The 26,402-nt window shown below is 58.1% G+C and carries 26 protein-coding genes and 1 pseudogene; 22 read left to right on the top strand and 5 right to left on the bottom strand.

The window, feature by feature from the left end:
• The 9 genes and pseudogenes from BM063_RS18015 to yajC form a co-directional block, all read left to right on the top strand.
• A partial coding sequence (locus BM063_RS18015; protein WP_245752270.1) for a hypothetical protein occupies positions 1–492 on the top strand: 492 nt, incomplete at its 5' end.
• Between the two features lie 916 nt (positions 493–1,408).
• Positions 1,409–2,384, top strand: a pseudogene (locus tag BM063_RS18020) (ISNCY family transposase); the annotation flags it as partial.
• Positions 2,385–2,721: 337 nt separating this feature from the next.
• The gene (gene ruvC / locus BM063_RS13060) at positions 2,722–3,222 is read left to right on the top strand and encodes a crossover junction endodeoxyribonuclease RuvC (RefSeq protein WP_092039771.1); all 501 of its coding nucleotides are present in this window, start codon (positions 2,722–2,724) and stop codon (positions 3,220–3,222) included.
• Positions 3,219–3,845 carry a Holliday junction branch migration protein RuvA gene (gene ruvA, locus BM063_RS13065; protein WP_092039875.1) on the top strand — a complete coding sequence of 209 codons (627 nt, stop codon included), beginning with the start codon at positions 3,219–3,221 and terminating at the stop codon, positions 3,843–3,845. Before ruvC ends, ruvA begins: the two co-directional genes overlap by 4 nt.
• 1 nt (position 3,846) lies before the next feature.
• Entirely contained in the window at positions 3,847–4,842 is a 996-nt protein-coding gene (gene ruvB / locus BM063_RS13070) for a Holliday junction branch migration DNA helicase RuvB (RefSeq protein ID WP_092039774.1), read from the top strand.
• Positions 4,839–5,057: a DUF2905 domain-containing protein gene (locus BM063_RS13075; protein ID WP_092039777.1), complete on the top strand. Its 219-nt coding sequence runs from the start codon at positions 4,839–4,841 to the stop codon at positions 5,055–5,057. The genes ruvB and BM063_RS13075 overlap by 4 nt, the downstream gene beginning before the upstream one ends.
• 115 nt (positions 5,058–5,172) lie before the next feature.
• A complete protein-coding gene (queA, locus tag BM063_RS13080; protein ID WP_092039780.1) occupies positions 5,173–6,204 on the top strand; it encodes a tRNA preQ1(34) S-adenosylmethionine ribosyltransferase-isomerase QueA in 1,032 nt (343 codons plus the stop codon).
• A gap of 84 nt (positions 6,205–6,288) precedes the next feature.
• Complete coding sequence (gene tgt, locus BM063_RS13085; RefSeq protein WP_092039783.1) at positions 6,289–7,422, top strand: tRNA guanosine(34) transglycosylase Tgt; 1,134 nt, start codon at positions 6,289–6,291, stop codon at positions 7,420–7,422.
• Between the two features lie 56 nt (positions 7,423–7,478).
• Positions 7,479–7,772, top strand: coding sequence for a preprotein translocase subunit YajC (gene yajC / locus BM063_RS13090; RefSeq protein WP_092039786.1), 294 nt, complete (start codon positions 7,479–7,481; stop codon positions 7,770–7,772).
• 53 nt (positions 7,773–7,825) lie between these two features.
• Here the strand turns inward: yajC and BM063_RS13095 are convergent, their stop codons facing one another.
• Both BM063_RS13095 and BM063_RS13100 read right to left on the bottom strand, forming a co-directional pair.
• Positions 7,826–8,665, bottom strand: coding sequence for a phosphatase PAP2 family protein (locus BM063_RS13095; protein WP_177199157.1), 840 nt, complete (start codon positions 8,663–8,665; stop codon positions 7,826–7,828).
• Positions 8,666–8,867: 202 nt separating this feature from the next.
• A complete protein-coding gene (locus BM063_RS13100) occupies positions 8,868–9,263 on the bottom strand; it encodes a TIGR04086 family membrane protein (RefSeq protein ID WP_342713752.1) in 396 nt (131 codons plus the stop codon).
• Between the two features lie 125 nt (positions 9,264–9,388).
• On the opposite strand from BM063_RS13100, the gene BM063_RS13105 reads away from it, so the two are divergent.
• Positions 9,389–10,102, top strand: coding sequence for a DUF421 domain-containing protein (locus BM063_RS13105; RefSeq protein ID WP_092039791.1), 714 nt, complete (start codon positions 9,389–9,391; stop codon positions 10,100–10,102).
• Here BM063_RS13105 and spoVB read toward each other — a convergent pair.
• Positions 10,099–11,682, bottom strand: coding sequence for a stage V sporulation protein B (gene spoVB / locus BM063_RS13110; RefSeq protein ID WP_092039794.1), 1,584 nt, complete (start codon positions 11,680–11,682; stop codon positions 10,099–10,101). The genes BM063_RS13105 and spoVB overlap by 4 nt on opposite strands.
• Positions 11,683–11,922: 240 nt before the next feature.
• Between spoVB and BM063_RS13115 the strand changes: the two genes are divergently transcribed.
• The 10 genes from BM063_RS13115 (at position 11,923) to BM063_RS13150 (ending at position 23,236) form a co-directional block, all read left to right on the top strand.
• Entirely contained in the window at positions 11,923–12,801 is an 879-nt protein-coding gene (locus tag BM063_RS13115) for a hypothetical protein (protein ID WP_092039797.1), read from the top strand.
• Between the two features lie 143 nt (positions 12,802–12,944).
• Positions 12,945–14,402 carry a sensor histidine kinase gene (locus BM063_RS13120; RefSeq protein WP_092039800.1) on the top strand — a complete coding sequence of 486 codons (1,458 nt, stop codon included), beginning with the start codon at positions 12,945–12,947 and terminating at the stop codon, positions 14,400–14,402.
• Positions 14,399–15,091 (top strand): response regulator transcription factor, encoded by a 693-nt coding sequence (locus tag BM063_RS13125; protein ID WP_092039803.1) that lies wholly within the window; start codon positions 14,399–14,401, stop codon positions 15,089–15,091. The genes BM063_RS13120 and BM063_RS13125 overlap by 4 nt, the downstream gene beginning before the upstream one ends.
• 244 nt (positions 15,092–15,335) lie before the next feature.
• A complete protein-coding gene (locus BM063_RS13130; RefSeq protein ID WP_092039806.1) occupies positions 15,336–15,848 on the top strand; it encodes a DUF2269 family protein in 513 nt (170 codons plus the stop codon).
• Between the two features lie 234 nt (positions 15,849–16,082).
• The gene (locus BM063_RS13135; RefSeq protein WP_177199162.1) at positions 16,083–16,394 is read left to right on the top strand and encodes a post-transcriptional regulator; all 312 of its coding nucleotides are present in this window, start codon (positions 16,083–16,085) and stop codon (positions 16,392–16,394) included.
• A gap of 136 nt (positions 16,395–16,530) precedes the next feature.
• Positions 16,531–17,769, top strand: a complete 1,239-nt coding sequence (gene secD, locus BM063_RS17715; RefSeq protein WP_177199158.1) for a protein translocase subunit SecD — start codon at positions 16,531–16,533, stop codon at positions 17,767–17,769.
• Positions 17,759–18,661 (top strand): protein translocase subunit SecF, encoded by a 903-nt coding sequence (gene secF / locus BM063_RS17720; RefSeq protein ID WP_177199159.1) that lies wholly within the window; start codon positions 17,759–17,761, stop codon positions 18,659–18,661. Before secD ends, secF begins: the two co-directional genes overlap by 11 nt.
• A gap of 608 nt (positions 18,662–19,269) precedes the next feature.
• Positions 19,270–19,527, top strand: coding sequence for a hypothetical protein (locus BM063_RS17345; protein WP_143085356.1), 258 nt, complete (start codon positions 19,270–19,272; stop codon positions 19,525–19,527).
• An 858-nt stretch (positions 19,528–20,385) separates the two neighbouring features.
• Positions 20,386–22,785 (top strand): single-stranded-DNA-specific exonuclease RecJ, encoded by a 2,400-nt coding sequence (gene recJ / locus BM063_RS13145; protein WP_092039808.1) that lies wholly within the window; start codon positions 20,386–20,388, stop codon positions 22,783–22,785.
• Entirely contained in the window at positions 22,724–23,236 is a 513-nt protein-coding gene (locus BM063_RS13150; protein ID WP_092039811.1) for an adenine phosphoribosyltransferase, read from the top strand. The genes recJ and BM063_RS13150 overlap by 62 nt, the downstream gene beginning before the upstream one ends.
• A 70-nt stretch (positions 23,237–23,306) precedes the next feature.
• Here BM063_RS13150 and BM063_RS13155 read toward each other — a convergent pair whose 3' ends face one another.
• Positions 23,307–24,314, bottom strand: a complete 1,008-nt coding sequence (locus BM063_RS13155) for a zinc-binding dehydrogenase (protein WP_092039883.1) — start codon at positions 24,312–24,314, stop codon at positions 23,307–23,309.
• Between the two features lie 153 nt (positions 24,315–24,467).
• The gene (locus BM063_RS13160; protein WP_092039814.1) at positions 24,468–24,908 is read right to left on the bottom strand and encodes a DUF4395 domain-containing protein; all 441 of its coding nucleotides are present in this window, start codon (positions 24,906–24,908) and stop codon (positions 24,468–24,470) included.
• 79 nt (positions 24,909–24,987) lie between these two features.
• Between BM063_RS13160 and mobB the strand changes: the two genes are divergently transcribed.
• Entirely contained in the window at positions 24,988–25,503 is a 516-nt protein-coding gene (mobB, locus tag BM063_RS13165; RefSeq protein WP_092039817.1) for a molybdopterin-guanine dinucleotide biosynthesis protein B, read from the top strand.
• Positions 25,504–25,603: 100 nt separating this feature from the next.
• Positions 25,604–26,386: a carbon-nitrogen family hydrolase gene (locus BM063_RS13170; protein ID WP_245752272.1), complete on the top strand. Its 783-nt coding sequence runs from the start codon at positions 25,604–25,606 to the stop codon at positions 26,384–26,386.
• The last annotated feature ends 16 nt before the right edge of the window (positions 26,387–26,402 follow it).

The raw sequence follows: 26,402 nt of genomic DNA on the forward strand, positions 1-26,402 counted from the left end.
TGGGCGCTGTCCAGATACAGACCGATCGGCACCCCGTTTCCATCCGATACCATCATGACCTTGGTTCCCTTGCCCACCTTGGTTTTTCCAATCCCGTCTCCCCTTTTTTGGCGGGAACAAATCGACCGTCAAGAAAAGCTTGAGCCCATTCGATTTTTTCTTCCGCATCCATTCGACTTAACAGAGCACGCCAAATCCGCTCCCACGTCCCGTTTTCCGACCATTGCTTCAATCGCCGCCAACAGGTGGTGGGAGAACCATATTGTCGAGGCATGTCCGCCCAAGTACAACCCGTTTTTAACACGTACAGAATTCCGTTCAGGGTTTTTCTCGGATCGGCGGGCGGTCGTCCGGGTCCCGGTTTGGGTTTGGGAAGCAGCGGCTCAATCACAGCCCATTGTTCGTCTGTCAGCTCATGTCTCGTACTCATGCTTCCATTTTACATTGGTAGATCATGTTTTTGAAATAGCTTGTAAACGACTGGACAAATAGCTTTGCAACTGATTCCTGTCCCGCTATTGACCCCGCCGGACCGCTTCGGCGGGCTGGCGGGCTTATTCTTTCGGCGGGCTTATTCCTTATTCTTTGGTTAAAAAACGTTCGTTTCTGGACCGTTTCCCCGAAACTTTTCCCCCTTGGCCTCTCCGATCCCTTCTCTGCCTTTTTTGATTGTAATATTGGATTAAAATCATAAGTCGGATCTCAAGGATGACGACCGAGTAGCGTTGTACAGGAAATTGGAATCGCCATTACGAAAGCGAGCTTGATTACGTTTCACAAATTTAACGATGCGATCAGCAAGGACGAGGAAAAAGGGATCACAGACAAAAAGGGTTGAGATCCTTGGCGTAAAAATTGTAGAGTGGGCAAAGGGCAATGGGAATGACCTAGGTGGGGAGACAACCCTAAAATGCTGGGGGCCAAAAGATGCACCAGGAATTTCAGCTCGTCCACAGTTACGCCCTTCACCAGTATTTCCCTCAGGATCTCCTCCGTTATTTTTAAAGTCTTCGAATATATGATATGGTATTGAGCTATTCAAATCGCCACGATTGGAAGGGATTCTAACCGAGGTGTTTTGAGAGTGGCTCTTCTCCAATTTAACTGAAAGGAGTTTTTAAAGCCGTAAAAAAGAGACGACCTTTCTACATACCATTCACAACGGAAAGCCTTTCTTCCTATTTTATGTGTGAAGGAACATGAAGGAACCAAGAGCCGTCGCACCTCCGGAACTGTCAGAGGAATCACAGTCCCCGGCTTCGTTTCAAAGCGGGAAACTCTGGAAGGCCCCGTTTTTTTCGGAGGTCCAACGGGATTCCCTGTACCCGCATACGGTTAAATAGTTTCCCCCTGAAAAACGCAGTCAAAAGGAAAAAGAATGTTCGGGAAGTCTCCGACAGCCTCCATTGCTCTCGTTCAAAAGTTGAGGGAAGAAAAAATCCTCAAGCACCGCAAACTTCGGACGGACAATACGGTGATGGAAGCGGACATCCATCACCCGACCGATGCCGGCCTCTTACAGGACGGGGTAAAAGAGATCACCCGAACGGTCCGAAAGATCAAAAAACAGTGTCTCATGCCGTGGAAGGATTTCAAGACCGAACCCGGGAAGTTAAGGAGCACCTCTTTTCCATGACCAAGGTGCTTCGCCGCCGCTGACGCGAGTCCTGGGAAGAAGTGAACCGGATCACCCAAAAAGTGATCGAAGTGACGGAAGCGGTTTGTTCCCAGGTACGGAAGGTGCTGGAGAAAGCCAAGGACAAGGCCCAAGCCCAACGACAACACCTGAAGGAAGCCATCGAACGGACCGGTCGACTGCTGGACCAGGGCCAAACAGGTGGTGTCAAGGAACCGGATCATTCCGGACCGTATGGGTAAGTTTCCATAACCCGGACGCTCGGCCGATCAAGAAGGGGAAACTCTCCAAAACCACGGAATTCAGCTACAAAGTGGATTGACGAAATGGAAAGCGGGTTTATCATCGGATACGAGGTGTACCAAGGCAACCCTTCTGATGAGGCGGTGCTTCTTTCTGCTGTGGAAAATCACCGAGACCTTTTCGGCTCTCTTCCCCATGCGGTCGCTACGGATCGAGGGTTTTTCAGTCAGAAAAACAAAGAGCAGCTGACGGAGATAGGGGTTCGTATGTCAGCGTTCCTCGACGGGGAAAAAAGAGTAAGCAGCGAACCGAATACGAACGGCAACCCTGGTTTCAAAACCTGAAGCGTTTCCGTGCAGGAGGAGAAGCGAAGATCAGCCTTCTGAAACGGAAGTACGGACTTTCCCGCAGTCGGTTTCGGGGGTATGAGGGCTCCAAAGCGTGGGCCGGAATGGGAATCATGGCCCATAATTCGAGAAAAGCGGCAATGATGCGGGCGTCATAATGGAAACAGGGAGAGAACGGATCGGACATTCCGTTCTCCTCCCCTCTTTTGCTATCAAAAGGTCCCCGATTTGCGGACTTTTTCAGGGGAAACTAATTAAGTAAAATTACTAACCCCGCCTACATAGAGACGGGGTTTGACCACATTGACCACATTTTTGACCACACACTTATGTTAACTAGGGTGAACTAGGGTTAATGTGAGTAGCGAAAAACCCTTTAAAATCCGCACTTTAGTAGTTTAGAATGAACTTAGATTATCGGGAGTATCTTCCGGAACGAAAAAATATGCTATAATCGTAGAGGGAATGTGCGTTCGCACCCGAGGAGGAAACAGTGTGAAAATCATCGGGATCGATCCCGGCATCGCCATTGTGGGTTACGGCGTGCTGGAACAGCGGGGAAACCGCTTGATTCCCCTCGATTACGGCTGCATCCGGACGGAGGCGAATCTGTCCGTCCCGGCCCGTTTGAAGCGGATTTACGATGAGGCGCGGTCTCTTTTTCGGGAATACAGTCCGGACGTGGTGGCGGTGGAGAAACTTTTCTTCAATCGAAATGTGACCACCGCCTTTACCGTGGGGCAGGCGCGGGGCGTCCTGTTGCTGGCGTCGGAAGAAGCGGGGGTGCCGGTGACCGAATATACGCCGCTGCAGGTGAAAATGGCCGTCGTGGGCTACGGCCAGGCGGAGAAGCGGCAGGTGCAGGAAATGGTCCGGCTGCTTCTGTCCCTGTCCGAGGTCCCGAAGCCGGACGATGCGGCGGATGCCTTGGCCATCGCCATCTGCCAGGCCCATTCGACCGGGTTGAAGAGGTTGGAAAGGGGAGGATGGGCGTGATCGAATTTGTGGAAGGCGAGGTGGTTTGGGCCGGACCCCATTATCTGGTGATCCGGGAAGGCGGAATCGGTTACCGGGTGGTGTGTCCCCGTCCCTATCTGTGGGATGAGGGGAAACGCGTCCGCCTGTACACGCATCCGGTCATCCGGGAGGACGGCTGGACCCTGTACGGTTTTCCCGACCGAATTGAGCGGGATCTGTTTTCCCTGCTGTTGGAGGTGTCGGGGATCGGGCCCAAGGCGGGACTGGCCATCCTTGCCCAGGGGACGGTGGGTGAGGTGGTGGGCGCCATCCGGAGGGAAGACTTCCATTTTCTCACGCGCTTCCCGGGCATCGGGAAGAAGACGGCTCAGCGCATCGTCCTCGACTTGAAGGACAAGCTGAGGGATTTTGACGCCCCTGCCGCCGGGGAGGATGTCTCTTCCGCCGGGCCGGAATGGACGGCTTCCGGGGCCGCCGGCGAGGCGATTGAAGCCCTGATGGCCCTGGGATATAATGAGAAGGAAGCCAGCGAGGCCGTTCGGGAAGCCCGGAAGCGGCTGGGAGATGCCGAACCGGCTCTCGATGAGTGGATCCGTCAGGCGCTCCAGGTATCCGCCAAACGGCTGGGAGGGGGGATGTAGCGTGGAGGAACGGATCATCTCCGCCCGTCAATCGGCGGAAGACGCGATGGAGGTCAGCCTGCGCCCCCGATACCTGCATGAATACATCGGTCAATCCCGGGTGAAGGAAAACCTGAAGGTATACATAGAGGCGGCCAAGATGCGGAGGGAGGCCCTGGATCACGTTCTGCTGCACGGCCCTCCGGGGCTGGGGAAGACGACGCTGTCCACCATTATCGCCAACGAATTGGGGGTTCAGATCCGGACCACCTCCGGCCCGGCCATTGAACGCCCCGGGGATTTGGCGGCCATTCTGACCAACCTGCAGCCGGGGGATCTTCTGTTCATCGACGAGATCCACCGCCTGCACCGGTCGGTGGAAGAGGTTCTCTATTCGGCGATGGAGGATTTCGCCCTGGATATCGTCATCGGCAAGGGTCCCAGCGCCCGATCGATCCGGCTGGATCTTCCCCCCTTCACCCTGGTGGGGGCGACGACCCGGGCGGGGGCCCTTTCATCCCCCCTCAGGGACCGGTTCGGCGTGGTGTGCCGCCTGGAATATTACACGGTGGAGGAATTGACGCAGATCGTCCTCCGGACCGCCGAGCTGCTCGGGATGCCCATCCGGACGGAAGGCGCCCGGGAAATCGCCGTCCGGTCCCGGGGCACCCCCCGCGTGGCCAACCGGTTGCTCAAACGGGTCCGCGATTTCGTCCAGGTGAAGGGGGACGATGTGATCACGCTGGAAGCGGCCCGGGACGCATTGGACCGGATCCAAGTGGATAAAATGGGATTGGACCAGGTGGACCACAAGCTGTTGATGTCCATCATGGAAAAGTTCCGCGGCGGACCGGTCGGACTGGAGACGATTGCCGCCACGATCGGAGAGGAAGCCCAGACGGTGGAGGATGTGTACGAACCTTACCTGATGCAGATCGGCTTTCTGGAAAGGACCCCCCGCGGGCGCGTGGTCACCCCCCGTTGTTATCAACACTTCGGGATGGAGATGCCAAGATGAACCAGTTTCCGAAATTCCTGATCGTCACCGGCGTGGTCCTCGTGGTGATCGGCTTGCTGTGGCAGGTGGGCGGACGCTTTCTTCATCTCGGCCGCCTGCCGGGGGATATCGTGATCGAAAAGGAAAACTTCCGTTTCTATTTTCCCATCGTCACGAGCCTTCTCTTGAGCGTCGTGCTCTCTTTGGCGCTTTATCTCCTCCGTTTTTTCCGGTAAACTGGTGATATCCCTTTCAGGTTTGCGGATGACTGCCTGGCGGGCGGCGCCTGGACCGATATTTGTTACCGGGGGCAGTCTTTTTTTGCCCTCGATGACGGGAGAGGTTGCATGCATGGATGTGTCCGAGTTCGATTTTCATCTGCCTGAGGAGTTGATCGCCCAATCGCCGCCGCCCCGCCGCACCGACTCCCGGCTCATGGTGCTGCACAGGGAGACCGGGGAGCTGGAACACCGGCGCTTTTCCGATCTGACCGAGTATCTGCGGCCGGGGGACGTGCTGGTCATCAACGACACCCGCGTCCGTCCGGCCCGGTTGATCGGGATGAAAAAGGAGACCGGCGGCCGCGTCGAGATTCTGCTGTTGAAACCGCTGGGAGAGGATCGGTGGGAGGTATTGGCCAAGCCGGCCCGGCGGCTGAAACCGGGGAGCACGCTCCTGTTCGGAAACGGGGAGCTTCAGGCGGTGGTGGAAGGGGAATCCGGCGTGGCGGGGGGGCGGATCGTCCGTCTCCGCTACGAGGGGAAGGATCTGGAGGCGCTGTTGGATCGGCTCGGGGAAATGCCCCTGCCGCCCTATATCCGGAAGCGCCTCGATGACCCCGAGCGCTATCAGACGGTGTACGCGCGGGCGGTGGGTTCGGCGGCGGCCCCGACGGCCGGCTTGCATTTCACAACGGAACTGCTGGAGGAAATCCGGGGCAAAGGCGTGGACATCGCCTCGATCACCCTGCACGTGGGACTGGGGACTTTTCGCCCCGTCACCGCCGAACGGGTGGAGGATCACCGGATGCATGCGGAATACTATGAAGTGGGCGAGAAGGCCGCCGAGAAAATCCGCGCGGCCCGAAAGCGGGGCGGCCGCGTGGTGGCGGTCGGCACCACTTCGGTTCGCACCCTGGAAACCGTGGCCGGATTGCACGGAAGGATCGTTCCGGCCAAAGGCTGGACCGATATCTTCATTTATCCGGGATACCGGTTTCGGGTCGTGGATGCTTTGATCACCAACTTTCACCTTCCCCGTTCCACACTGCTCATGCTGGTGAGCGCATTTGCCTCTCGGCGGCGGATCCTGGCCGCCTATGAAGAGGCGGTGAAGTTGCGGTATCGTTTTTTCAGCTTCGGGGACGCCATGCTGATTCTTTGACGCGTCGGCGTCCAAAATGTCGTCGCGACAGGTTTAACCCGATCGGGTTGTAAGGTATAATGGTACAAGCGGGAGGCGCGGTTCTTGGCTGTTCGGTATGAATTGATCAAGGTGTGCAAGCAATCGGGAGCCCGCCTGGGGCGGCTCCACACTCCTCACGGAACCTTTGAGACCCCGATGTTCATGCCGGTGGGCACCCAGGCCACCGTGAAGACGATGAGCCCCGAGGAGCTGGAGGAGATCGGAAGCGGGATCATTCTGGCCAACACGTACCATCTGTACCTCCGCCCGGGGCACGAAATCGTCCGGGAGGCGGGGGGGCTGCACCGCTTCATGAACTGGAACCGCGGAATATTGACCGATAGCGGGGGGTTCCAGGTGTTCAGCCTCAGCCCGCTCCGGAAGATCACGGAAGAAGGGGTTTCCTTTCGGTCGCACATCAGCGGCGAACCGTTGTTTCTCAGCCCCGAGAAGTCGATAGAGGTTCAAAACGCCTTGGGTGCCGACATCATCATGGCTTTTGACGAATGTCCGCCCTATCCGGCGGAACGGGAATACGTCCGGGCTTCCCTGGAGAGGACCACCCGCTGGGCCGAGCGCTGCCTGAAAGCGCACCGCCGCCCGCAGGACCAGGCCCTCTTTGGGATCGTTCAGGGCGGGATGTACAAGGACCTGCGGGAACAGAGCGCCAAGCAGCTGGTGGCGATGGATTTTCCGGGGTATGCCGTGGGCGGGTTGAGCGTGGGGGAACCCAAGGAGTTGATGTACGAGATCCTCTCCCATACCACTCCGCTGCTTCCGGCGGATAAGCCCCGCTATCTGATGGGGGTGGGATCTCCCGATGCCCTGATCGAGGGAGTCATCCGCGGAATCGACATGTTTGACTGCGTGCTCCCCACCCGGATCGCCCGAAACGGCACCACCATGACCAGCCAGGGGCGATTGGTGGTGAGAAACGCCCGGTATGCCCGGGATTTTTCGCCCCTGGATCCGGAGTGCGATTGCTACACGTGCCGGCATTACACGCGGGCCTATATCCGCCATCTCATCAAAGCCGACGAGATTTTCGGCCTCCGACTGACCACGTATCACAACCTCTATTTTTTGACCCGCCTGATGGAGCGGATCCGGGAAGCGATCCGGAAGGACCGATTGCTCGACTTTCGGGACCAGTTTTTCGCCCGGTATTACGGCGAGGACCCGATCAAGGCTTTCTGATGACGAGATTTTCGCCTTTCCGGCTTTGAAAAATTCATAAAAAGGGGGAAGTCGCGTTGAACAGCGCGTTTTGGGCCCAACTGCTTCCATTTATTTTGGTGCTTGTCGTCTTCTGGTTTCTTATCATCCGTCCTCAGCAGAAAAGGCAGAAGGAAAGGAATGCCATGCTGCAATCCCTGAAGAAGGGGGACAAGGTGATCACGATCGGCGGATTGCACGGGACGATCACCGACCTGACCGAAGATCGCGTGACTCTGAAGGTGAACGACAACACCCGGCTGGTTTTTGAGCGGACGGCGGTCAACACGGTGATCCGTCCGGAGGAAGAAAACGAAGAGAAAAAAAAGTAAGCCGGGATACATAAGGATATCCCGGGACCCGCGCGTTGCGGGTCCTTTTTTGCTTAAAAGGAGGAATGTTCGGCGCGGGTCTTGTTCGCCGAGGAAAGAACCAGTTGACGCGTTCCCAGGGGATATTCGCTCAGCCGATAGGCCAGGCTCGTGGTGGTCGAGGCCAGCACGATGCCGGCGATCACATCGGCGTACCAGTGGATGCCCAGGTAGATGACGGAAAACAGGATGACGGCCGCGGAAACGGCGGCGATCCACGCCAAGCGGACGTTGCGGGATCTAAGGGCGATCGTCGCCAGGGTCAGGGAAATCGATGTGTGGAGGCTGGGAAAGGAGTTGTCCAATCCGGAAAAAAAGCGGTATTGCTCCTCAAAAAGCGGGTATGCCTTCAGATACAAGGGCGAAACCTCGGGATGTGTGTACCAGGCCTCATTGACCGGTACGAACAGGAAAAACGGGATGGCGATCACGTAATTGAGCCCGAGACCGTACAAGAGCGCATAGAGGGACCGCCGGTCCTGCTCGTGGTGATAGACGAACAGGGAGGCGAACATCATCACCGTGAAAACGATCACATAAAAGAAGGTCGTCACCCGGGTGAGCGCGTCATGCTCCAGCCATTTTTGCACCAGGGGAGTGATGTTTCCTTCAAACAGGTATATGTATTGGGTGAAATCCGGGGTGTTCAGATGGGATTCCACGATCAGTTCAAACTTGTTGAACAGGAGAATGAAAAGGGCGCCCAAAACGTGGGCGAGAAGAATCTTGCTCTTGATCAGATCCCTGCCGAAGTGAAGGATGACGGCGAGGGGATTTTTTTTCAAGGTGACGATCAAAACGAGAAAGAGGGTGACGAGACCTGTGATCAGAATGGAGACGACGGATTGAAACACAAAAAACCCTCCCACATCCGGTTTCCCCGAAAAAGAAATGCCCCGGAGGGACCAAACGGCGACTCTTCTAATTTTATTCCATCCGGGGGATAAAGGTAAACTCGCATTTCTTTGTTTCAGGGCCGATTGTCGGGGGAAAGGGGAGAATCCGGAGGGCGGAGGGGAATTTTTCGGTTTTCTCCTTCAATGGCTTGTTCCGACGCTATGCGCCGCGGGTGTTGACACCGAAAATGCCCCCAAGCGCTCCGAGGGAGAAGGCCCCGGCGGCAAAGAGGAAGGGATGGATCTGCATCGAGGCGTCATAGGCCAAAAACCCGATGAGGATGACAATCAACGCATATAGGCATCCGACGGATCCGCCGTACAGCCAGCCCCTTTCCCCGGCGCGCCGGCCGCTGATCCACCCGCCCCCCAACAGCGCCGCTCCGTTGATCCCATAGGTGAAATAGGGAAGATATCCTTCATCCACCGAAGCGTATCGCAAAAGGAAGGCCGCGAGCAGCGAACCGGCCAGCACCACCCCCCAAACGACCGCCAGACCGAAGAGCAGCGGGGAACCGGTTCTCCTCGGCGTCGATTCCGCTGATGGGTGTTTCACCGAAACCCCCTCCCGAATACGGTTTGTACATCCTATGATCGGAGGGGCTCGTTTATGCGGAGGGTAAAAACGGAGCGGGCTGGTCAAACTACGATGGTAGACGGGGAGAAAGGGGACGAAGTCGGATGGAATGGACCGAGGCGTTTTTTCGCACCCTGTTCATCTATTTTTTTGTCTTGATAGTGATGCGCCTGATGGGGAAGAGGGAGATCGGGAAATTATCCGTCTTTGATCTGGTGGTTTCCATCATGATCGCCGACCTGGCGGTGATTTCCATCGAAAACGGGGACCGGCCGCTGGTTCACGGGATTTTGCCCATCGCCACGCTGATGGTGACCCAAATCGGACTGTCCTATTTGTCTTTGAAGAACAGGACCATTCGGCATCTCGTCGACGGCAAGCCCGCGGTGCTGATCAAAAACGGCCGGATCCAGGTGAGGGAGATGGCCAGAAATCGATACAATCTGGATGATCTGATGGCGCAGCTCCGGGAAAAGGGCATCGACAATGTCGCCGACGTGGAATTTGCCATTCTGGAAACATCGGGAAAGCTGAGCGTCTTTCCCAAGGAGGGAAAGAAGCCGGTATCCAAGGAAGATCTTTTCCCGCTCCAAAGTGCCAAGCCCTCCCCAATGCCCGTCTTTCTGATCGTTGAAGGCCGGGTGGTGGAGGAGGGGCTGAAGCAGATTGGACGGGACCGCCTTTGGCTGGAGCAAGAGGTGCGGCGCAGGGGGCATCGCGGTGTCGAAGAGATTTTCCTCGCCACCATCGACAGTCGCGGCCGTCTCCATCTCGACGGCCGGGACGATGGGGGAAAGGGTGCGTCCGGGTCCGATTAACGGGGCAGCAGCCTCGCCAGCCATTCGCCGACGACGGGCAGGCGAAGGACATCCTCTTTTTTGACCAGGGAGAGCAAAAGCAGGGCTGTAAGATACGCCAGACCGCCGGCTGTCAGGGCCGTGAGCGCCCGCGGCAGCATCGGCGCATCGTGGAAGGCATAGATCCAGTGGACAACAGCCCCCATCCAGGCGACGGCCACACCCAGCTTTGCCCATTCCCGAAGGTGGATGGTGAAGGGAACAATGCGCAGGATCGTCAGGAAGTGAAGGACCGTCACAATGATGACGCCGCAGTTGATGGCAAGCGCCACGCCGTCGATCCCGAACCGGGGGTGCGAGGCCAGGGCGAAGATCAGCCCCGTTTTGATGAGGGTGCCGAAAATCGAATTGCGCATCGATTCCTTCGCCCGGTCCAATCCCTGCAACACGGCGGCCAGCGGACCCTGCAGGTAGAGGAAGATGGCAAAGGGAGCCAAAATTTTCATCATTCGGGCGACGCCGGCCTCGTTGTACAGCAGGAGGGAGAGCGGCTCCGCCAGAACATACATCATAGCGGCACAGGGCGCGCCGACGATGAGACAGAGGCGGATGGCCTGGTTCAAGCGGTGTTCCACCAGGAGATTCTGCCTGCGGGCGGCGGCCTCCGAGACGGCGGGCACGAGGGAGACCGACAGGGCGTAGGTGATGAACGAAGGGAAGGCGATCAGCGGAAAGGCCATTCCCTCCAACTGACCGTACAGGGCCGTCGCCGTGGCCGTGCCGATTCCGGCCAGGGCCAGGCTTTGGGATACGACGATGGGCTCCACCGCATAGGCCAGGGAGCCGAACAGGCGGCTGGCCGTCACCGGAACGGAGATGCGCAGAAGCGGGTGGAGGGTGGATTCGAACCGGCGGAGGAGGGCCGCCCTTTCCCGCGCAATTCGGCCGCGAAGCTTGAGAACCGGCCTTTTGGGGTCCTTTCGGTAGGAGCGGATCAGCATCATCAGCCCGGCGAATTCGCCGCAGATGATGCCGGCCATCGCGCCGGCGGAGGCGTATTCGACCCCGTAAGGAAGCAGAACTTGGGCCAGGATCAACACCGTGAAGATGCGGATGATCTGTTCGACGATCTGGGAAAAGGCGTAGGGGCCCATGCGCTGCCTTCCCTGAAAATATCCTCGAAAGATGGAGGCGACGGCGACGATCGGAATGATCGGCGCAATCCCCAAAAGGGGATACACCGCCCGCTCGTCCGTCAGCAGGGTATTGGCGATCACCGGCGCCAGCAGAATCGTCAGCGCGGTGAACAAAAGCCCTGTGACGGTGACGATGACGGTGGAGACGATCAGGAGGTTGCGGATCCTCCGCTCGTCTCCCGTCGCTTCCGCCTCGGAGACCAATTTGGAAATGGCCACGGGTAGCCCCGCCGTGGTCAGGGTGATCGCAAACAGCAGGATGGGGTAGGCCATCTGAAACAGGCCCATTCCTTCGTCCCCGATGATTCGCGAAAGAACGATCCGGTATACAAAACCCAGCACTTTGGTGACAAAACCCGCTCCGACGAGAATGAGGGTTCCCCGAAGAAAGGATTGCTTGGTCAAAGGCCGTTCCTTCTTTCCCGTTATATTTGTCCCTGATACAAGCCTATGCCCCCCTTCCCCTCTCTGATGACTTGCCGGCGTGACGGATTCGGCGTTCCGCCGGTTTTTTTATACTTTCTTTCGAATTGTTTTAGAGGGGGTTTAGACACGGCCTTTATCATGAGGACGGAAGGGCTGAATAACCCTTCGCGCAGGCGGCGGAAGCCTGATCTTTCGATGACTGGAACGGAGGAGGTTGACATGCGAAAAAAAGGGTTGGCGGCGGTTGCGGCGTTGGTCCTCGGAGCCGTGGTCTTCTTTGTCACCGTCTTTTCCTCGCCGGCAAGCGCAAAGGGATATGAGGTTTACAAAACGGCGCTGGAAAAGACGAAGGAAGCAAGGAGCCTGACGGCCGATGTGGACGTCCTCATCACCGACAACGGGGCGAAGTTGATGACGGGGCGCGCCACGGTCAAACTGAACAAGGAGATGAAAGCCGGAAGCGTGGAAGCCACTTTCCGCGATGAATCCGGGGACGGGTCCAAGCCATTTTCCCGGCAGGTATACTGGCAGGACGGAAAAGTGATTCTCAAAGAGGGCGATGAGGATGTATATCGGTGGATGGAACATCCGAAGGGAGAAAAGGGAAAGGCGGGGCCTCCCGGCCGGCCCAAGGCGGCGGGTATCGTCGCGAATGCCCTGATGCGTTCGCTGCGGGATGATCTGACCGTTGAGCGGAGACCGAACGGAGGAAAACGGGTGGAGCTCACGCTTTCCGAGCGGCAGATTCCCGCGTTTGCGGATGCGATCGGCGCCATGGCCGTCTCCAAAGCGTCCCGTTTCCATTCGTTACGGCCGGTTCGCGCGTGCAGGGTGGAGCTTCCCGCGCTGACAAAGGAGGTCAAGATCGAAGGCATTGATTTGACGGCGGACGTCGCTCCGGAAAATTCGCTCGAGCAGCAAACGGTCAAGATCCGCATGACCGGAACGGATGATTCCGGAAAGCGCCACGATCTCGCCCTGCGGATTCGGGTCCGCTTCTCCGGAATTGACGAGACGGTGCCGGAACGGATCGATCTGACGGGGAAGAAAACGAGGAAAATGGAAGCGGATCGGATGAAATTCGTGTGGCAACATTAAGAGTAAACAGCCGGATCGCTTGGTAATCCGGTTGTTTTCGCAAAGCGGTGGTGTGAAAATGAGGGAAATCGGGGCAGCCATGTCGAAGCCCGTGGTTTGTTCCTTTCTTGGGATCACGTCCTCCCTTTGAAGGAGCGGAACTTATGTCCATCAAAACGAGACTCCTTTTGTCCTATATCGCCATGACCGTGGTGCCCGCCGTCCTGTTCGCCCTCATCGCCTGGGGTCTTTCCTCCGCATTGTTTCCCGATGCGGCCCGCACCGGGGAGGGAAAACCCGCTTTTCGGGAAAAGTTCGAACGGCGCAACGAAGCGGTTGCCGGAGTCCGGTTCGTGGCCGATACGGATCCGGACCGGTTTTCCGACCGAAAGTTCCTGAAGAGGGCCGATGAGCAGTTGAACCGGGTAAAAGCGGGACTTGTCGTCGTTCGGAACGGTCGCGTGACCTACCAATCCCCGCTTGTGGACATCCCGCACCTCGGTGCCCGCCTCCGGGAGCGGTCCCTCGAGCCGGATCGGGGGCCGTGGGAACATCCGATCGATGAACGGTTTGCGGTGGAAAAACGCGATGTTTCCTTCAGTGACGGCACCCAGGGCGCGGTGTATGTTTTTTCGGACATGGGCTGGTTTGTTGAAAACGGAAAAAGGTTTTTCCCGCTGCTTTTGCTCTCCCTGCTGCTGGTCATCGGATCCACCAACGGGATCCTGACTTTCCTGGTTTCCCGCAGCATTGTCAAACCGTTGTCCCTGTTGAAACGCGCGGCGGAACGGATCAAGGAAGGGGATTTGGATCAAGAGGTGCGATTGCATCGGAGGGATGAGATCGGGGAGCTGGGGGCGGCCTTCGAGGAGATGCGGAAAAGGCTGAAGGAGTCGATCCGTCTCCAGTTGCAGTACGAAGAAAACCGAAAGCAATTGTTGTCCCATATTTCCCACGATTTGCGGACGCCGCTCACCGGGATCAAGGCGTGCGTCGAAGGCATCCGGGACGGCATCGCGGAGACCGGGCCGATGCGGGAAAAATATCTGAGCATGATCGCGAAAAAAGCGGAGGACATGGAGCGCCTGATCGATGAGTTGCTGCTGTTTTCCAAGCTCGATCTGAAGCGGGTTCCCTTTCACTGGGAAACGATTGACTTGGCGGCTTTTTTGCGGGACTTTGTGGAGGAGCTGCGCCTCGATCCGCGGACGAAGGGGGTTGCGATACGGCTTTCCGCTCCCCGGGAACCGGTCTATGTCAAGGCGGACCGTGAGAAGCTGCGCAGGGTGATCATGAATATCGTCGACAACAGCCTCAAATACATGGACAAGGCGGAAAAGAACCTCCGCGTGGAACTGTCCGGCGCGGAGGAAGCGACGGTATGCATCCGGGACAACGGACCGGGGATTGGAGAAGAGGCGCTGGAACAGATCTTTGATCGCTTTTACCGGGGGGAACCCTCCAGAAATGCCGCAACGGGAGGCAGCGGGCTGGGCCTTGCCATCGTGAAACAGATCATCGAGGAACATGGCGGACGGGTATGGGCGGAAAGCCGAAAAGGAGAAGGGACGAGCATCTATTTTGCGCTGCCGAAGCTCGGACAGGGGGGTGAGCGGCCATGAAGCGCATTTTGATCATCGAAGATGATCCGGTGATCGCGGAAGTGCAAAAGGATTATCTGGAAGCGAGCGGTTTTAAGGTGGACATTGCGGTCAACGGGGAGGAGGGGTTGGAGAAGGCGCTGGAGGAAGGGGTGGACTTGATCATTCTCGATCTCATGCTTCCGGGGACCGACGGTTTTGAAATCTGCCGGCGGATTCGACGGGAGAAAAACATCCCCATCCTCATGGTTTCGGCAAAAAAGGAAGATGTGGACAAGATCCGCGGGCTGGGGCTGGGCGCGGACGACTATGTGACGAAACCCTTCAGTGCCGGGGAGCTGGTCGCACGGGTCAAGGCGCATCTTTCCCGTTACGAACGCTTGACCGCCGAAGCGCGTGCGAAAGAGCGGAACGAGATCCGAGTGCGCGGAATCCGGATCGATCGGTGGTCCCGGAAGGTGTTTGTGAATGAGAGGGAAATCGCCTTGACTTCCAAGGAATACGACCTGCTGCTCTTTCTGCTCAGCCATCCCAACCGGGTGTTCAGCAAGGAAGAGCTGTTCGAGAAGGTTTGGGGCCTGGATGCCTTGGGGGACAGCGCCACGGTGACGGTTCATATCAGCAAACTGCGGGAGAAAATCGAAGCGGATCCGTCCAACCCGCAATATATTGAAACGATCTGGGGCGTCGGGTACCGCCTGAACGTATAAGAGGGCTTGAGATCTTTCCATGGAGGATGCCGGTTGTTGACAAAGTATTGAGGGGACAGGTTTTACGCTGGAGGAGAAAGTCGCGGTGAGTCCTGTCCCGGCTCAATCGACGCAGGGTCGACATCCTCCCGTGAAAGGTCTTTTTTTGTGCCTTCGGACGGGTTTTAGCCTTTTTTTAGATTCGGTTTAGAGCCGTTTTAGAAGCGCCCTTTATCATGGAGAAAAAAAGCGAAGGGGGCGGAAGATGGTCAAGCTGAGCGTTGCCCAGAGGCGTTGGTTGCTTACGATTCACCTGCTGTTTTCGGCGATTATGTTCGGCGTGGCGATGGTCTTTTTGGTTTTGAGCATCGTCGCGGCCGGCACGGAGGATGAAGGGATCCTTAAGGCGTGTTATGCCAGCATGCACATTCTGGCCAAGACTTCGGTTCGCGCGTCGACGATCGGCACCTTGGTCACCGGGATTCTTCTTTCCGTGTTGACCCGGTGGGGGCTGTTTAAGCATTACTGGCTGATTGCCAAGGAAGCGTTGACGGCGCTTGCCATCCTGCTGGGCCCTGTGGGCATGTATTTCTGGACGCTGAAGGCCTTCACCCTGACTTCGTCGAAGGGGATGGGGGCGCTGCAGGACCCGGTTTTTCTCGTAAACCGGGAGCAGTTGTTCATCGGGATTGTTCTCCAAATCCTGTCCCTGGTTTCCATTTTTGTGATCTCGGTTTTCAAGCCGTGGGGAAAGCGGGCGAAGGAGAAGGCGGTATAATTTTTGACAATCTCCTGCGAGTTTAGCCGGCGCGTCCCCGGGCGGCACCGCGGCGCGGGCGGTCCGGGGGAATTTGCGCCCGAAGGGCGATCTTTTATTTGTTTGAACATTTTCGGCGTGCTATACTAAATAAAGACGGGCTTGGACGGTTGGACGTGGGAAGGGAGGGCGCACGAGCCCTCGCGGCCCGTTGTCTCAAGCCCGCAGGATTTTGGACAGGGGGAGAGGGTGCCCATGACGCGGCAGCAGGCGAGAAAGCCGCTCAAGCCGGTCAACCGGAAACCGAAATCTTCCGTCGAGCTGCTGAGTGAATCGGAATTGATGGAGTGCATTGAGAACCTGTGCAACAGCAAAGCGGAGGAGTTTCGCTTTTACGGGTACGAGAATGTGACGGGAGAGCAGGTGTGGGCCTGCGTGTCGGAAAATTACCGGAGAGGATGGCCCCGGCTGAATCGCCTGGTGAATGATATCTTGTCCCTGAAGGCCACCCGGTTCATGAACTGGCTGATGATCAGCGTCTACAAATCGGATCCGATGAAGAAATGAGCGGTTGGAGGGCCTGAAGACACCATCGGAACTTTTGCCGATGGTTTTTTCGTTTCCTGCGGGGAAAAAATTGACACGGCTCTATCCGCTTGGGATAATGGGAATGGTTGTCTTCGCGTGAAGGAGGAGCCAGAGCATGAAGGTTCGTTGGGGCAGGTTAGCGCTGTTTTTTGTTTTGGTGGCGGCGATCTTGTCGACGATCGCCCTGACCACCCGCGATATTCTGAACAACTTGACGCTGGGACTGGACTTGAGGGGCGGCTTTGAGGTGTTGTACGAGGCCCAGCCTCTGGAAAAGGGGCAGAAGATCACTCCTCAAGTGTTGGCCGACACCGCTCAGGCGCTGCAAAAGCGGATTGACGTGCTCGGGGTGACGGAGCCCGAACTGTCGGTGGAACCGCCCAACCGGATTCGGGTGCAATTGGCCGGGGTTCCCGATCAGGAGGAAGCCCGAAGGGTCCTCGGCACTCCCGCGAAGCTCACCTTTCGGGACGAAAGCGGCAAAGTGCTGTTGACGGGTCAGGACCTCAAGGAGGGGGGCGCGGCCCAGGATTACGATGAGACGGGTCAGCCCGCGGTCCGACTCAAATTGAAGGATGCGGACAAGTTTGCCAGGATCACGCGGGAGCACGTGGGCCGGATCATGGCCATTTATCTGGACGAGAACGAACTGAGCGCTCCGGTGATCCGGGAGCCGATTCCCAACGGAGAGGCGATTATCAGCGGCGATTTCACGGTGGAGGAAGCCAAGGAGCTGGCCGATCTCCTCAACGCCGGAGCCTTGCCGGTCAAACTGGTGGAGAAACAGAGCTTTGCCGTGGATGCCAGCCTGGGGAAATTGTCCCTCCAGCAGAGCCTGGAGGCGGGTCTGTACGGCATCCTGGTCATTTTCATCTTTATTATCGGGTATTACCGGCTGCCGGGGCTGGTCGCGTCCATCAGCCTGGTGGCCTACGCGTATCTCGTTCTGCTCTCCTTTGTCCTGCTGGACGTCACCCTCACGCTTCCGGGGATTGCCGCCTTCATCCTCGGGATCGGAATGGCGGTGGACGCCAATATTTTGATGTATGAGCGGATCAAAGAGGAGATGCGCCACGGGAAGTCGATTCCCGCTGCCGTGAAAGCCGGCTCCCGCCGCTCCTTCCTCACCATCTTTGACGCCAACATCACCACGGTGCTGGCGGCGGCCGTCCTGTTCTATTTCGGAACCGCCGGCGTGCGCGGCTTTGCGGTCTCCCTGATTTTCAGCATCGCCGTCAGTTTCCTGACCGCCGTCGCCCTGTCGCGGATCCTGCTCAATCTGCTGGTTCGGGCCAACGTGGCCAAACGGCCGGGGTTGTTCGGCGTGAAGGAGGATGAGATCGGTGAGCTATAACTGGGATTTTGTCGGCAAGCGGAAACTGTTTTTCCTCATATCCGCCGTCGTGCTGGGGGCGGGGATCCTTTCCCTCCTGATCCAGGGGCTCAATCTGGGCATCGATTACAAGAGCGGGACCCGGATCGACATCTCGGTGAAGCAACCCGTCGATGTGGAGCAGGCGAAAAAGGAGTTTGAAAAGCTGGGCTATGAACATCCCTCTGTCCGGTCCGGCCAGGAGGGGAAGGTGTTGATCTTCCGGACGGATGAGGCGCTGGACAAGGAAAAGGTGCTTCAGATCCAGAAACATTTCCGGAAGGTGTACGGCGACAACTTCGCCGGATTTCAGGAGCAGCGGATCGATCCCGTGATCGGTCGGGAACTGGCCCGGAATGCGATCATCGCCACCCTTTTGGCATCGGTCGGCATCATCCTCTACGTGACCATCCGGTTCGAGTACCGCTTTGCCGTCGCCGCGGTGCTGGCCCTGCTGCACGACGTCCTTTTTGTCATCGGGATCTTTTCGATTCTGCAGTTGGAAGTGGATGTGGTGTTCATCGCCGCCATTCTCACCATCATCGGCTATTCGGTGAACGACACGATCGTCATTTTCGACCGGATCCGGGAGATCATGGATCAGGTCAAACCGAAGAACTGGGAGGATTTGAGCCGGGTGGTGAACGTGAGCATCCATCAGACCCTCATCCGATCGCTCAACACGGCGCTGACCGTCGTCTTTGCGGCTGCCGCCCTCTTCCTCTTCGGCGGGGAGAGCATTCGCTACTTTTCCCTCGCCCTCCTGTTGGGCCTCTTTGCCGGAACCTATTCGTCCCTCTGTCTCGCCAGCCAGGTCTGGGTGGTATGGAAATGGCGGTCCATGCAGCGGGTGAAGGAGCGGCCTGCCAACTGACGGAAGATGTGCCGCCAAGCGCCCGGAGAAAATGCGCAGAGAATCGGAAAAGGTCCCACAACAACAATGGGACCGGCTGCCACAAGAAGGGATTTGCGCTCATGGCGTTTGCAGAAAAAGGACGGAATCATCCCGGCTTGATGCAAAAAAGGCGGGGCATCATGCCCCGCCTTTTCTTTTTTAGGGAATTGGGAACGGAGCGGGAAGGGGACCGGTTTTAAGCCGCTTTGCCCTGTGGCCTCGGCGTTTGATCCCGCGCCGTCGGGTTCCAATGTTTTTCGTCGGAAGGGCGACGCCTGGTTTCGCGGAAGTTCATCGGGCTTCCGTTTTAATCTTCTTTGCTTAGGGGTGTAATTGGGGCGACATGTTTTTCGCCACCAAGGAAGCGGCGGGAACTTTGCCGGGCCGTTTCATAAAATGCGGCCCGAATGGAGAGGCGAGGCAGATAAAGTGAAGCCGCCCGATCCATGCTTCGAAACCTGTCCGTTTCAATCCCGCACAGCGGCGGTGATCGTAACCATTCTGTCGGCCGCGGACCGCGTAAAGTGCTTCTCTCTACATGCTGCAGCGGCGGAATCCTTGGATTCCGCCGTTTTTGAAGGGGGTGGGTGCGCGTTCCCCTGGTGACCCGGGAATTCCCCCCCGGTGGACTTGAGGGTTCGCTGTTTCCATCCTTTTTGTTGGTGGGCTCATTGCTGCGCCGGAATACGACATCATCCATGCAAGCGTTTCAATCCCTCTGCCAATGGGTTCTTATTGTGATTCACCCGGCATTCCGCAAGGATGAGCTTTTATTAAGGTGCTCTCTTTTTGATGTGGTTGCCGGTGAACCGCTGTGGGTGGCGGGAGTTTCAATTTTCTGCTGAGATGTTCTCATTGTGGCTCCCTTTGCCATATCAATCGGATGAAGCGGAAGGCATACGTTTAAGTCCCCTTTATTGAGGATTCTCATTGTGACATGGGGGTGAGCAAGAGGGGGCGGCCTATGCAGAAGAGTTTCAATCCTCTTTATTGAGGTGTTCTCTTTGTGACTGCATTTCCTCGTCATCGACGAAGCGGCAACGGTCAGTTTCAATCCTCTTTATTGAGGTGTTCTCTTTGTGACGTCTTGGACCAATACACCGGCTGGAAGGGGGAGGGCGTTTCAATCCTCTTTATTGAGGTGTTCTCTTTGTGACGCGTTTGTTCTCAGAGGGGCCGGAACTCCTCTGGTAGTTTCAATCCTCTTTATTGAGGTGTTCTCTTTGTGACAGCGGTCGCCGAATTCCTTGATATGCTTGGACCCGCGGAGCGATTTGCGAACACCATCTCCAATAAACCGAATTTTTTCATATCTGACGCCTGCTGCGAAGGGGGTGAAACACCGTTTTTCCTTGTCTGATGCGGGTTTCCGCGTTTGCGAACACCCCCCGGGTCCGAGCCGAAGCTCCCGGTGTTCGCAAAATCGATTCCTCACAGGACGGATCGGACTCTGTCGCAACCCGGAAACGCAGGCATGCGGGCAATTTTTCACGGTGATCCGCAAACTTCTGAAACGTCCTGTGTATTTTCACTATACCCCCCGGGAACAATTTCGTCAATTGACAAAGGGGCTGTTTTTCCCTTCGGAATTTGGCGCCGGATTCCGGAAGGCGGGGGAAAAACGATTTCGCCTTCGATCATCCGGTGCTTGGGTCCGTGTCTGTTGTGCTATAATGGAAGCGGCAAAGCGAGGTGATGGTTTTTTGCTGCGGCCCAAGACCCGCTGGCGGTTGGTGGAGGCGGACGAGCAGCTTTCCAAAACTCTGGCGGAAGCGCTGGGCATTCATCCGGTGGTCGCCCGAATTTTGGTCAGCCGCGGCATTCAGAGTCCCGAGCAAGCGAAGCGGTTTCTGAGCGTCGATCCCACCCAGTTTCACGATCCCCTGCTGATGGAGGACATGGCGCCGGCGGTGGAGCGGATTCGCTTCGCCCTGGAGAAGGGGGAAAAGATTCTGGTTTACGGGGATTATGACGCCGACGGTGTCAGCAGCACCGGTTTGATGATGCAGCTGCTCCGCGGATTGGCGGCCGATGTCCGATATTACATACCCAACCGCTTCCGGGAAGGATACGGTTTGAACCGGGAGGCCCTTCATCACGCGCGGGAGGCGGGAACCGATCTGGTCATCACCGTGGACACGGGGATCAGCGCGGCGGAGGAGGCGGAGGAGGCCCGGAGGCTGGGTCTGGACCTGATCATCACCGATCATCACGAACCGCCTTCGATCTTGCCGGAGGCGCTGGCGGTGATCAATCCCAAAAAGCCCTCCTGCCCCTATCCCTTCAAGGGTTTGGCCGGCGTCGGCGTGGCCTTTAAACTGGCCCATGCGCTCCTCGGGCGGGTCCCGGAGGAATTCCTGGAAGTGGCCGCCCTGGGAACCATCGCCGATCTGGTTCCCCTGCTGGATGAGAACCGGGTGATCGCTTCCCTGGGCCTGGAGAGGATGAACCGGCGCCGTCACCCGGGATTGACGGCGCTGATGGATGTCGCCGGAATCAAGGGAGAAGTGACGGCCGGCCACGTCGGCTTTTTTCTGGGGCCCCGGATCAACGCCACGGGTCGTCTCGATTCGGCCGACCGGGCGGTTCGGCTTCTGCTTGCCGAAGACCCGTCTGAAACCCGGCGCATTGCGGAAGAGTTGGACCGGATGAATCGGGAGCGGCAACAGTTGGTGGAGGCCATTTATGCGGAAGCCGAAGCCCAGGTGCGGGAAAATCCCGAACGCCACCGGAGGGTGATCGTCGTTGCCGCCGAGGGATGGAACATCGGTGTGATCGGGATTGTCGCTTCCCGGCTGGTGGAAACCTATTACCGGCCGGCCATCGTGCTCGGAATCGAAGGGGAAACCGGCACGGCCAAGGGGTCGGCCCGAAGCATCGAGGGCTTCGACATCTACCGGGCCCTCACCGCCTGCGCGGATTTGCTGTCGCATTACGGCGGCCATCCGATGGCGGCGGGAATGACCCTTCCGGCGGACCATCTTCCAAAGCTGCAGGAGCGGCTTGCGGAACTGGCGGAAGAGTGGCTGACCGAGGAGGATTACATTCCCCTGATGCGGGTGGATGCGGACCTGGACCTGGAGGATGTCGGTCCCGGGCTCATTGAGCAGCTGAACCGGCTGGAACCCTGCGGCTACGGCAATCCCACCCCCTGTTTCCGGGTCTCAGGAGCGGGGATGAGCCGGATGCAGGTGGTGGGTTCCGATCGAAACCACCTGAAGCTCACCCTGATCCGACAGGGGCATTCCCTGGAGGCGGTGGGTTTCCGCATGGGGAACCTGGCGGAGGAGATCGCTCCCCATTCCCGCCCCGACTTCCTGGGGGAGCTCACCTTCAATGAGTGGAACAATCGGCGCGTTCCGCAGCTTAAGATCCGGGATGCGGCGGTGAATCACGTCCAGGTGTTCGACTGGCGGAGCAACCGGATTCCGGAGGAGCGCCTCCGGGCCGTTGCCGATCGACCGGATGCGGCGGTGTTCGCATCCTCCCCGGAGGGGAACGGGACAGGTGGCGTCCGCCTGTCCTGGGACATGGAAGAGATGCCGGACCTCACTTCCTTCAGGCGGCTCGTTTTCGCCGATCTGCCCCCTTCGCTGGAGCGGTTCGAGCGGGTGGTCCGGACCGCCTCCCGGGTGGAACGCCTTTATTTTGCCTATGGGGACGCATCCTTGGATCCGGTTTTTTTTCATGTTCCGAATCGGGAGCGGTTCAAGCTTCTGTATGCGATCCTGCTGCGGAAAAAATGGGTGCACCCCCGGCGGGACCTGGAGGGGCTGCGTCGCCGGACCGGAATGTCCAAGCGGATGATCGCCTTCATTTTAAAGGTCTTTTTCGAATTGGGATTTCTCGAGAGGGATGGTGAGCGGTGGAACGTGGTGGAAAAACCCGCCAAACGCTCTCTGGAGGAATCAAAAACATATCGCGACCAACTGGAGCGGGAGCGGGTGTGGAACCGGCTGGTTTATTCCTCTTACAGGGACCTGTGCGCGTATCTTTCCGCCGTCACATCCCTTGACATCAGAATGGGAGGATCGGACCAACATGAACTTCAAGGAAAAAATTCGGGTGATTCCCGACTTTCCGCAACCGGGAATCCGGTTTAAGGACATCACCACCCTGCTGAAGGACGGAAAGGCTTTCCACGCGGCGATCGACACACTGGTCGATTCGCTGAAGGAGAAGGAAATCGACGTGATCGTGGGGCCGGAAGCGCGGGGATTCGTGGTGGGAGCCCCTCTGGCCTACGCGATGGGGGTGGGTTTTGTCCCCGTCCGCAAATCCGGCAAATTGCCGGCGGAGACCGTGGAGGTCGAGTACAGCCTGGAGTACGGAAAGGACCGCCTGGCCATCCATCGGGATGCCATCCAGCCGGGGCAGCGGGTGCTGGTGGCCGATGATCTCTTGGCCACCGGCGGAACCATCTCGGCCACCATCGAACTGGTGAAAAAGCTCCAGGGAGAGGTGGTGGGCGCCGCTTTCCTCATCGAGCTCTCCTATCTGAACGGCCGGGAAAAGCTGTCGGATGTGGAGGTGCTTTCGCTGGTCACTTTTTGATCGCTCCAAGCGAAAGGTGCCGGATGCGGGTCCGACAAATCAAGGGGGTGCGCATGCACCCCCTTTTCCCTCAGGAAATCCGAAGGACAATTTTTCCGAACTGACGCCCGTCCTTCATGCGGTTCAAAGCCTCCGCCGCCTCCTCGAGGGGATAGGATTTGTCGAGGACCGGCCGGATGCGGTGTTTTTCAAAGAGGTTCAGCATCTGTCCGAATTCTTCGTCATTGCCCATGGTGGACCCGAGGATGTCCAGCTGTTTCAGGAAGATGAAGGGCATCACCAATTGGGGAACGGGTCCCCGGGTCGCGCCGAAGGTGACGATCCGTCCCCCGGGCTTTGTCAGGCGGACCAGCTGGGGAAAGATGTCTCCGCCGACGCTGTCGACACAGAGGTCCGCTCCGCCCCCGGTCGCCTTTTGCAGCTCCTTGACCCAGTTTTCGCTGTTGTAATTGACGCCCCCGGCGGCGCCCAGCTCCATGGCCCGTCTGATTTTTTCATCGCTGCCGGATGTGACGAAAACCCGGGCTCCCAGGGCGGACGCGATGAGGAGCAGGAAGGTGGCCACACCGCCGCCGATGCCCGGAATGACCACCACTTCCCCTTCCCGAAGGCGACCTCGCGTCACCAGAGCCCTGTATGCGGTGAGGCCCGCGAGGGGGATCGCCGCGGCCTCCTCCCAGGTGAGGTACGCCGGTTTGGGGAAGACGTTTTCCGCCGGAACCACGATCATTTCCGCGTAGGTCCCGTCCTTGGGAGAGCCGAGGATGGTGAAGTCGGGGCCGCTGACCCGCGGATTGTCACCCCAGTTGAGGGAGGGATTGATGATGACCTCCTGACCGATTTGAAAACCGTCGACCCCTTCCCCGAGGGCGGCCACTTCCCCCGCTCCGTCGGAGCCCAGGATCGTGGGAAGCTTGATGCCGGGGTACTGGTTGCGGGTGATGAAATAGTCCCGGCGGTTGAGGGCCGCCGTCTTCAGACGGATCAACACTTCACCCGGACCGGGCGTCGGATCGGGCACCTCTTCGTAGCGCAGCTTTTCCGGACCGCCGAATTCTCTCAAGACGATGGCTTTCATAAAAACCCGGTACGGGCCGCCGGCTTTCAAGCCCAGCAGGCGGCTTCCGACCGGAAATTCGCCTCCTTTCGGACAAAATTTTCGGTGGGGAGTTTTGGACAAAGGGCCGATGATGGTGCGTCCGTCTTCACTGTACCACAAACCGGGACGATTTCAACTTTTCAGCCGCTTGTACCGCAGGTAGTGATACCGGATAAAGCAGCCGATGCAGAATCCCATGATCGCCCCCAGGGCGGCGATGCCCACCATCAGGGCAAAGAGGATGCCGACGGCGTGCCACCCCGCCAGGAAGCCGAGAAGGCTCAGGGAGAGGCAGAGGACGGCAATCCATTGGTTGAAGCGCTGTTGGGCGGGGTCTTCCATCGGGTAATCGGAGGGGGATTTGGAAAGCAGGGGTCGAACAAGGAAAAAGAGGGGATTCGTTCCGGCAATCAGGCTGAAAACCCCCAGGGCCCAGGCGATGGCCAAGATCCACGGCTGATTCAGAAGGAGGGCGAGAGCGACGGTGATCACCAGAAACCATTGATTGGTCCGAACAAAGGGGAGGGGAATTCCCTTCACATCAATCACCACTTTTCCGATATTATTTTGCATATTTATTATACCTTGGCGGAAGCACCTTTGAAAGGGAGGATTCCGCCGAAAAGACTCGGCGCTTCCGGGAGGTGAAGACATGTTGCGGTGGATTCCCCCGGTGGTCCAGGTCGTGGGGTATTCCAATTCGGGGAAAACCACTCTGATCTGCCGGCTGATTCCCCTGTTGGCCCGACGGGGGATCCGGGTGGGAACCCTGAAGCATCACGCAGGAGCGCTGGATCTGGATCGGCGCGGCAAGGATACCTGGCGCCACCGGGAGGCGGGGGCCCGGGTTGTTTCCATTGCGGCGGAGAATCAGTCGGCGGTGTGGTACCGGGAGCCCCGGAGGATGGAGGAACTCCTGACCCATTATGCCGGGGTGGATGTGGTTTTGGCGGAAGGTTTCAAGGAAGCGGACTATCCCAAACTGGTCGTCCTCCGGGAGAAGGAGCACGCGCATCTTCTGGAGCGACTGACCAACATCCGGGCCGTCGTCAGCTGGTTTCCGCCCGATCGGCCTTTTTTCCCCTGGTATGGAATCGACCAGGTGGAGGCGGTCGCCGGGGAAGTGCTTTCCGTCCTGCGGGAATCAAATGGGGACGGGTTCGCTTGAAAAGGTTTCTTAAAGAAAATATAATATTATCCGTAAAATTGGAAGAATCGTCGTTGTTTGCGACGAGGGGACGACGATGCTTCGGAAGAGGTGGGAGCGCATGCGGATTTCTCTCTTGCAAACGGATGTCGTCGCCGGCCGGCCGGAGGAAAACCGGAAGCGCATCGGCGAAAAAATCCGGAGGACGGTGCAGAAAGAGCGTCCCGATGTGGTGGTTCTTCCGGAAATGTGGAACATGGGCTTTCTCTTTTCCCGGCTGGGGGAGCTGGCGGACCGGGGGGAACTGCCCCGGTGGTTGTCGGAGGTGGCCGCGGAGCACGGCGTCTATCTCGTTGCCGGTTCGATCGCGGAGGAGGAGGCGGGGGGCTTTTACAACGCCAGTTACATGTTCGCCCCCGACGGCCGGAGGATCGGACATTACCGGAAAATCCACCTCTTCCGTCTGTTGAAGGAAGAGCGGCACCTGAAGCCGGGGAGCGAGCGCTGCCTCTTCCGGCTCGGGGATGTCACGGCGGGAACGATCATCTGCTACGACCTGCGCTTTCCGGAGTTGGTTCGGTCCATGGCCCTGGACGGCATGCAGATTTTGTTCGTTCCGGCGGGATGGCCCCGGGCCCGAATCCGGCATTGGCGAATTCTGAACCAGGCGCGGGCGGTGGAGAACCAGATGTTTGTCGTGGCGGTCAACCGGGTCGGGGAGGAAGAGGGGACCCTGTACGGCGGCCACTCGATGGTGGTGGATCCCTGGGGTGAGGTTCTCGCGGAGGGAGACGGGGAAGAGGCGGTTTTGACCGTGGAAATCGATCCGACCGCCGTCGACCGGGTGCGCACGACCATTCCCGTCTTTGAGGATCGCCGGCCGGAGACGTACGAACGGAAATAGTTTCGGGAAACCAAAG

Origin of the sequence: Planifilum fulgidum, from assembly GCF_900113175.1 — a bacterium.
Taxonomy (GTDB): Bacteria; Bacillota; Bacilli; order Thermoactinomycetales; family DSM-44946; genus Planifilum; species Planifilum fulgidum.

Coding starts and splice junctions, on each gene's coding strand:
- BM063_RS13075 (WP_092039777.1), top strand. CDS start 4,839: ATGAACCAGTTTCCGAAATTCCTGATCGTCACCGGCGTGGTCCTCGTG.
- queA (WP_092039780.1), top strand. CDS start 5,173: ATGGATGTGTCCGAGTTCGATTTTCATCTGCCTGAGGAGTTGATCGCC.
- BM063_RS13105 (WP_092039791.1), top strand. CDS start 9,389: ATGGAATGGACCGAGGCGTTTTTTCGCACCCTGTTCATCTATTTTTTT.
- BM063_RS13115 (WP_092039797.1), top strand. CDS start 11,923: ATGCGAAAAAAAGGGTTGGCGGCGGTTGCGGCGTTGGTCCTCGGAGCC.
- BM063_RS13120 (WP_092039800.1), top strand. CDS start 12,945: ATGTCCATCAAAACGAGACTCCTTTTGTCCTATATCGCCATGACCGTG.
- BM063_RS13125 (WP_092039803.1), top strand. CDS start 14,399: ATGAAGCGCATTTTGATCATCGAAGATGATCCGGTGATCGCGGAAGTG.
- BM063_RS13130 (WP_092039806.1), top strand. CDS start 15,336: ATGGTCAAGCTGAGCGTTGCCCAGAGGCGTTGGTTGCTTACGATTCAC.
- BM063_RS13135 (WP_177199162.1), top strand. CDS start 16,083: ATGACGCGGCAGCAGGCGAGAAAGCCGCTCAAGCCGGTCAACCGGAAA.
- secD (WP_177199158.1), top strand. CDS start 16,531: ATGAAGGTTCGTTGGGGCAGGTTAGCGCTGTTTTTTGTTTTGGTGGCG.
- BM063_RS13150 (WP_092039811.1), top strand. CDS start 22,724: ATGAACTTCAAGGAAAAAATTCGGGTGATTCCCGACTTTCCGCAACCG.
- BM063_RS13155 (WP_092039883.1), bottom strand. CDS start 24,314: ATGAAAGCCATCGTCTTGAGAGAATTCGGCGGTCCGGAAAAGCTGCGC.
- BM063_RS13160 (WP_092039814.1), bottom strand. CDS start 24,908: ATGCAAAATAATATCGGAAAAGTGGTGATTGATGTGAAGGGAATTCCC.
- mobB (WP_092039817.1), top strand. CDS start 24,988: ATGTTGCGGTGGATTCCCCCGGTGGTCCAGGTCGTGGGGTATTCCAAT.
- BM063_RS13170 (WP_245752272.1), top strand. CDS start 25,604: ATGCGGATTTCTCTCTTGCAAACGGATGTCGTCGCCGGCCGGCCGGAG.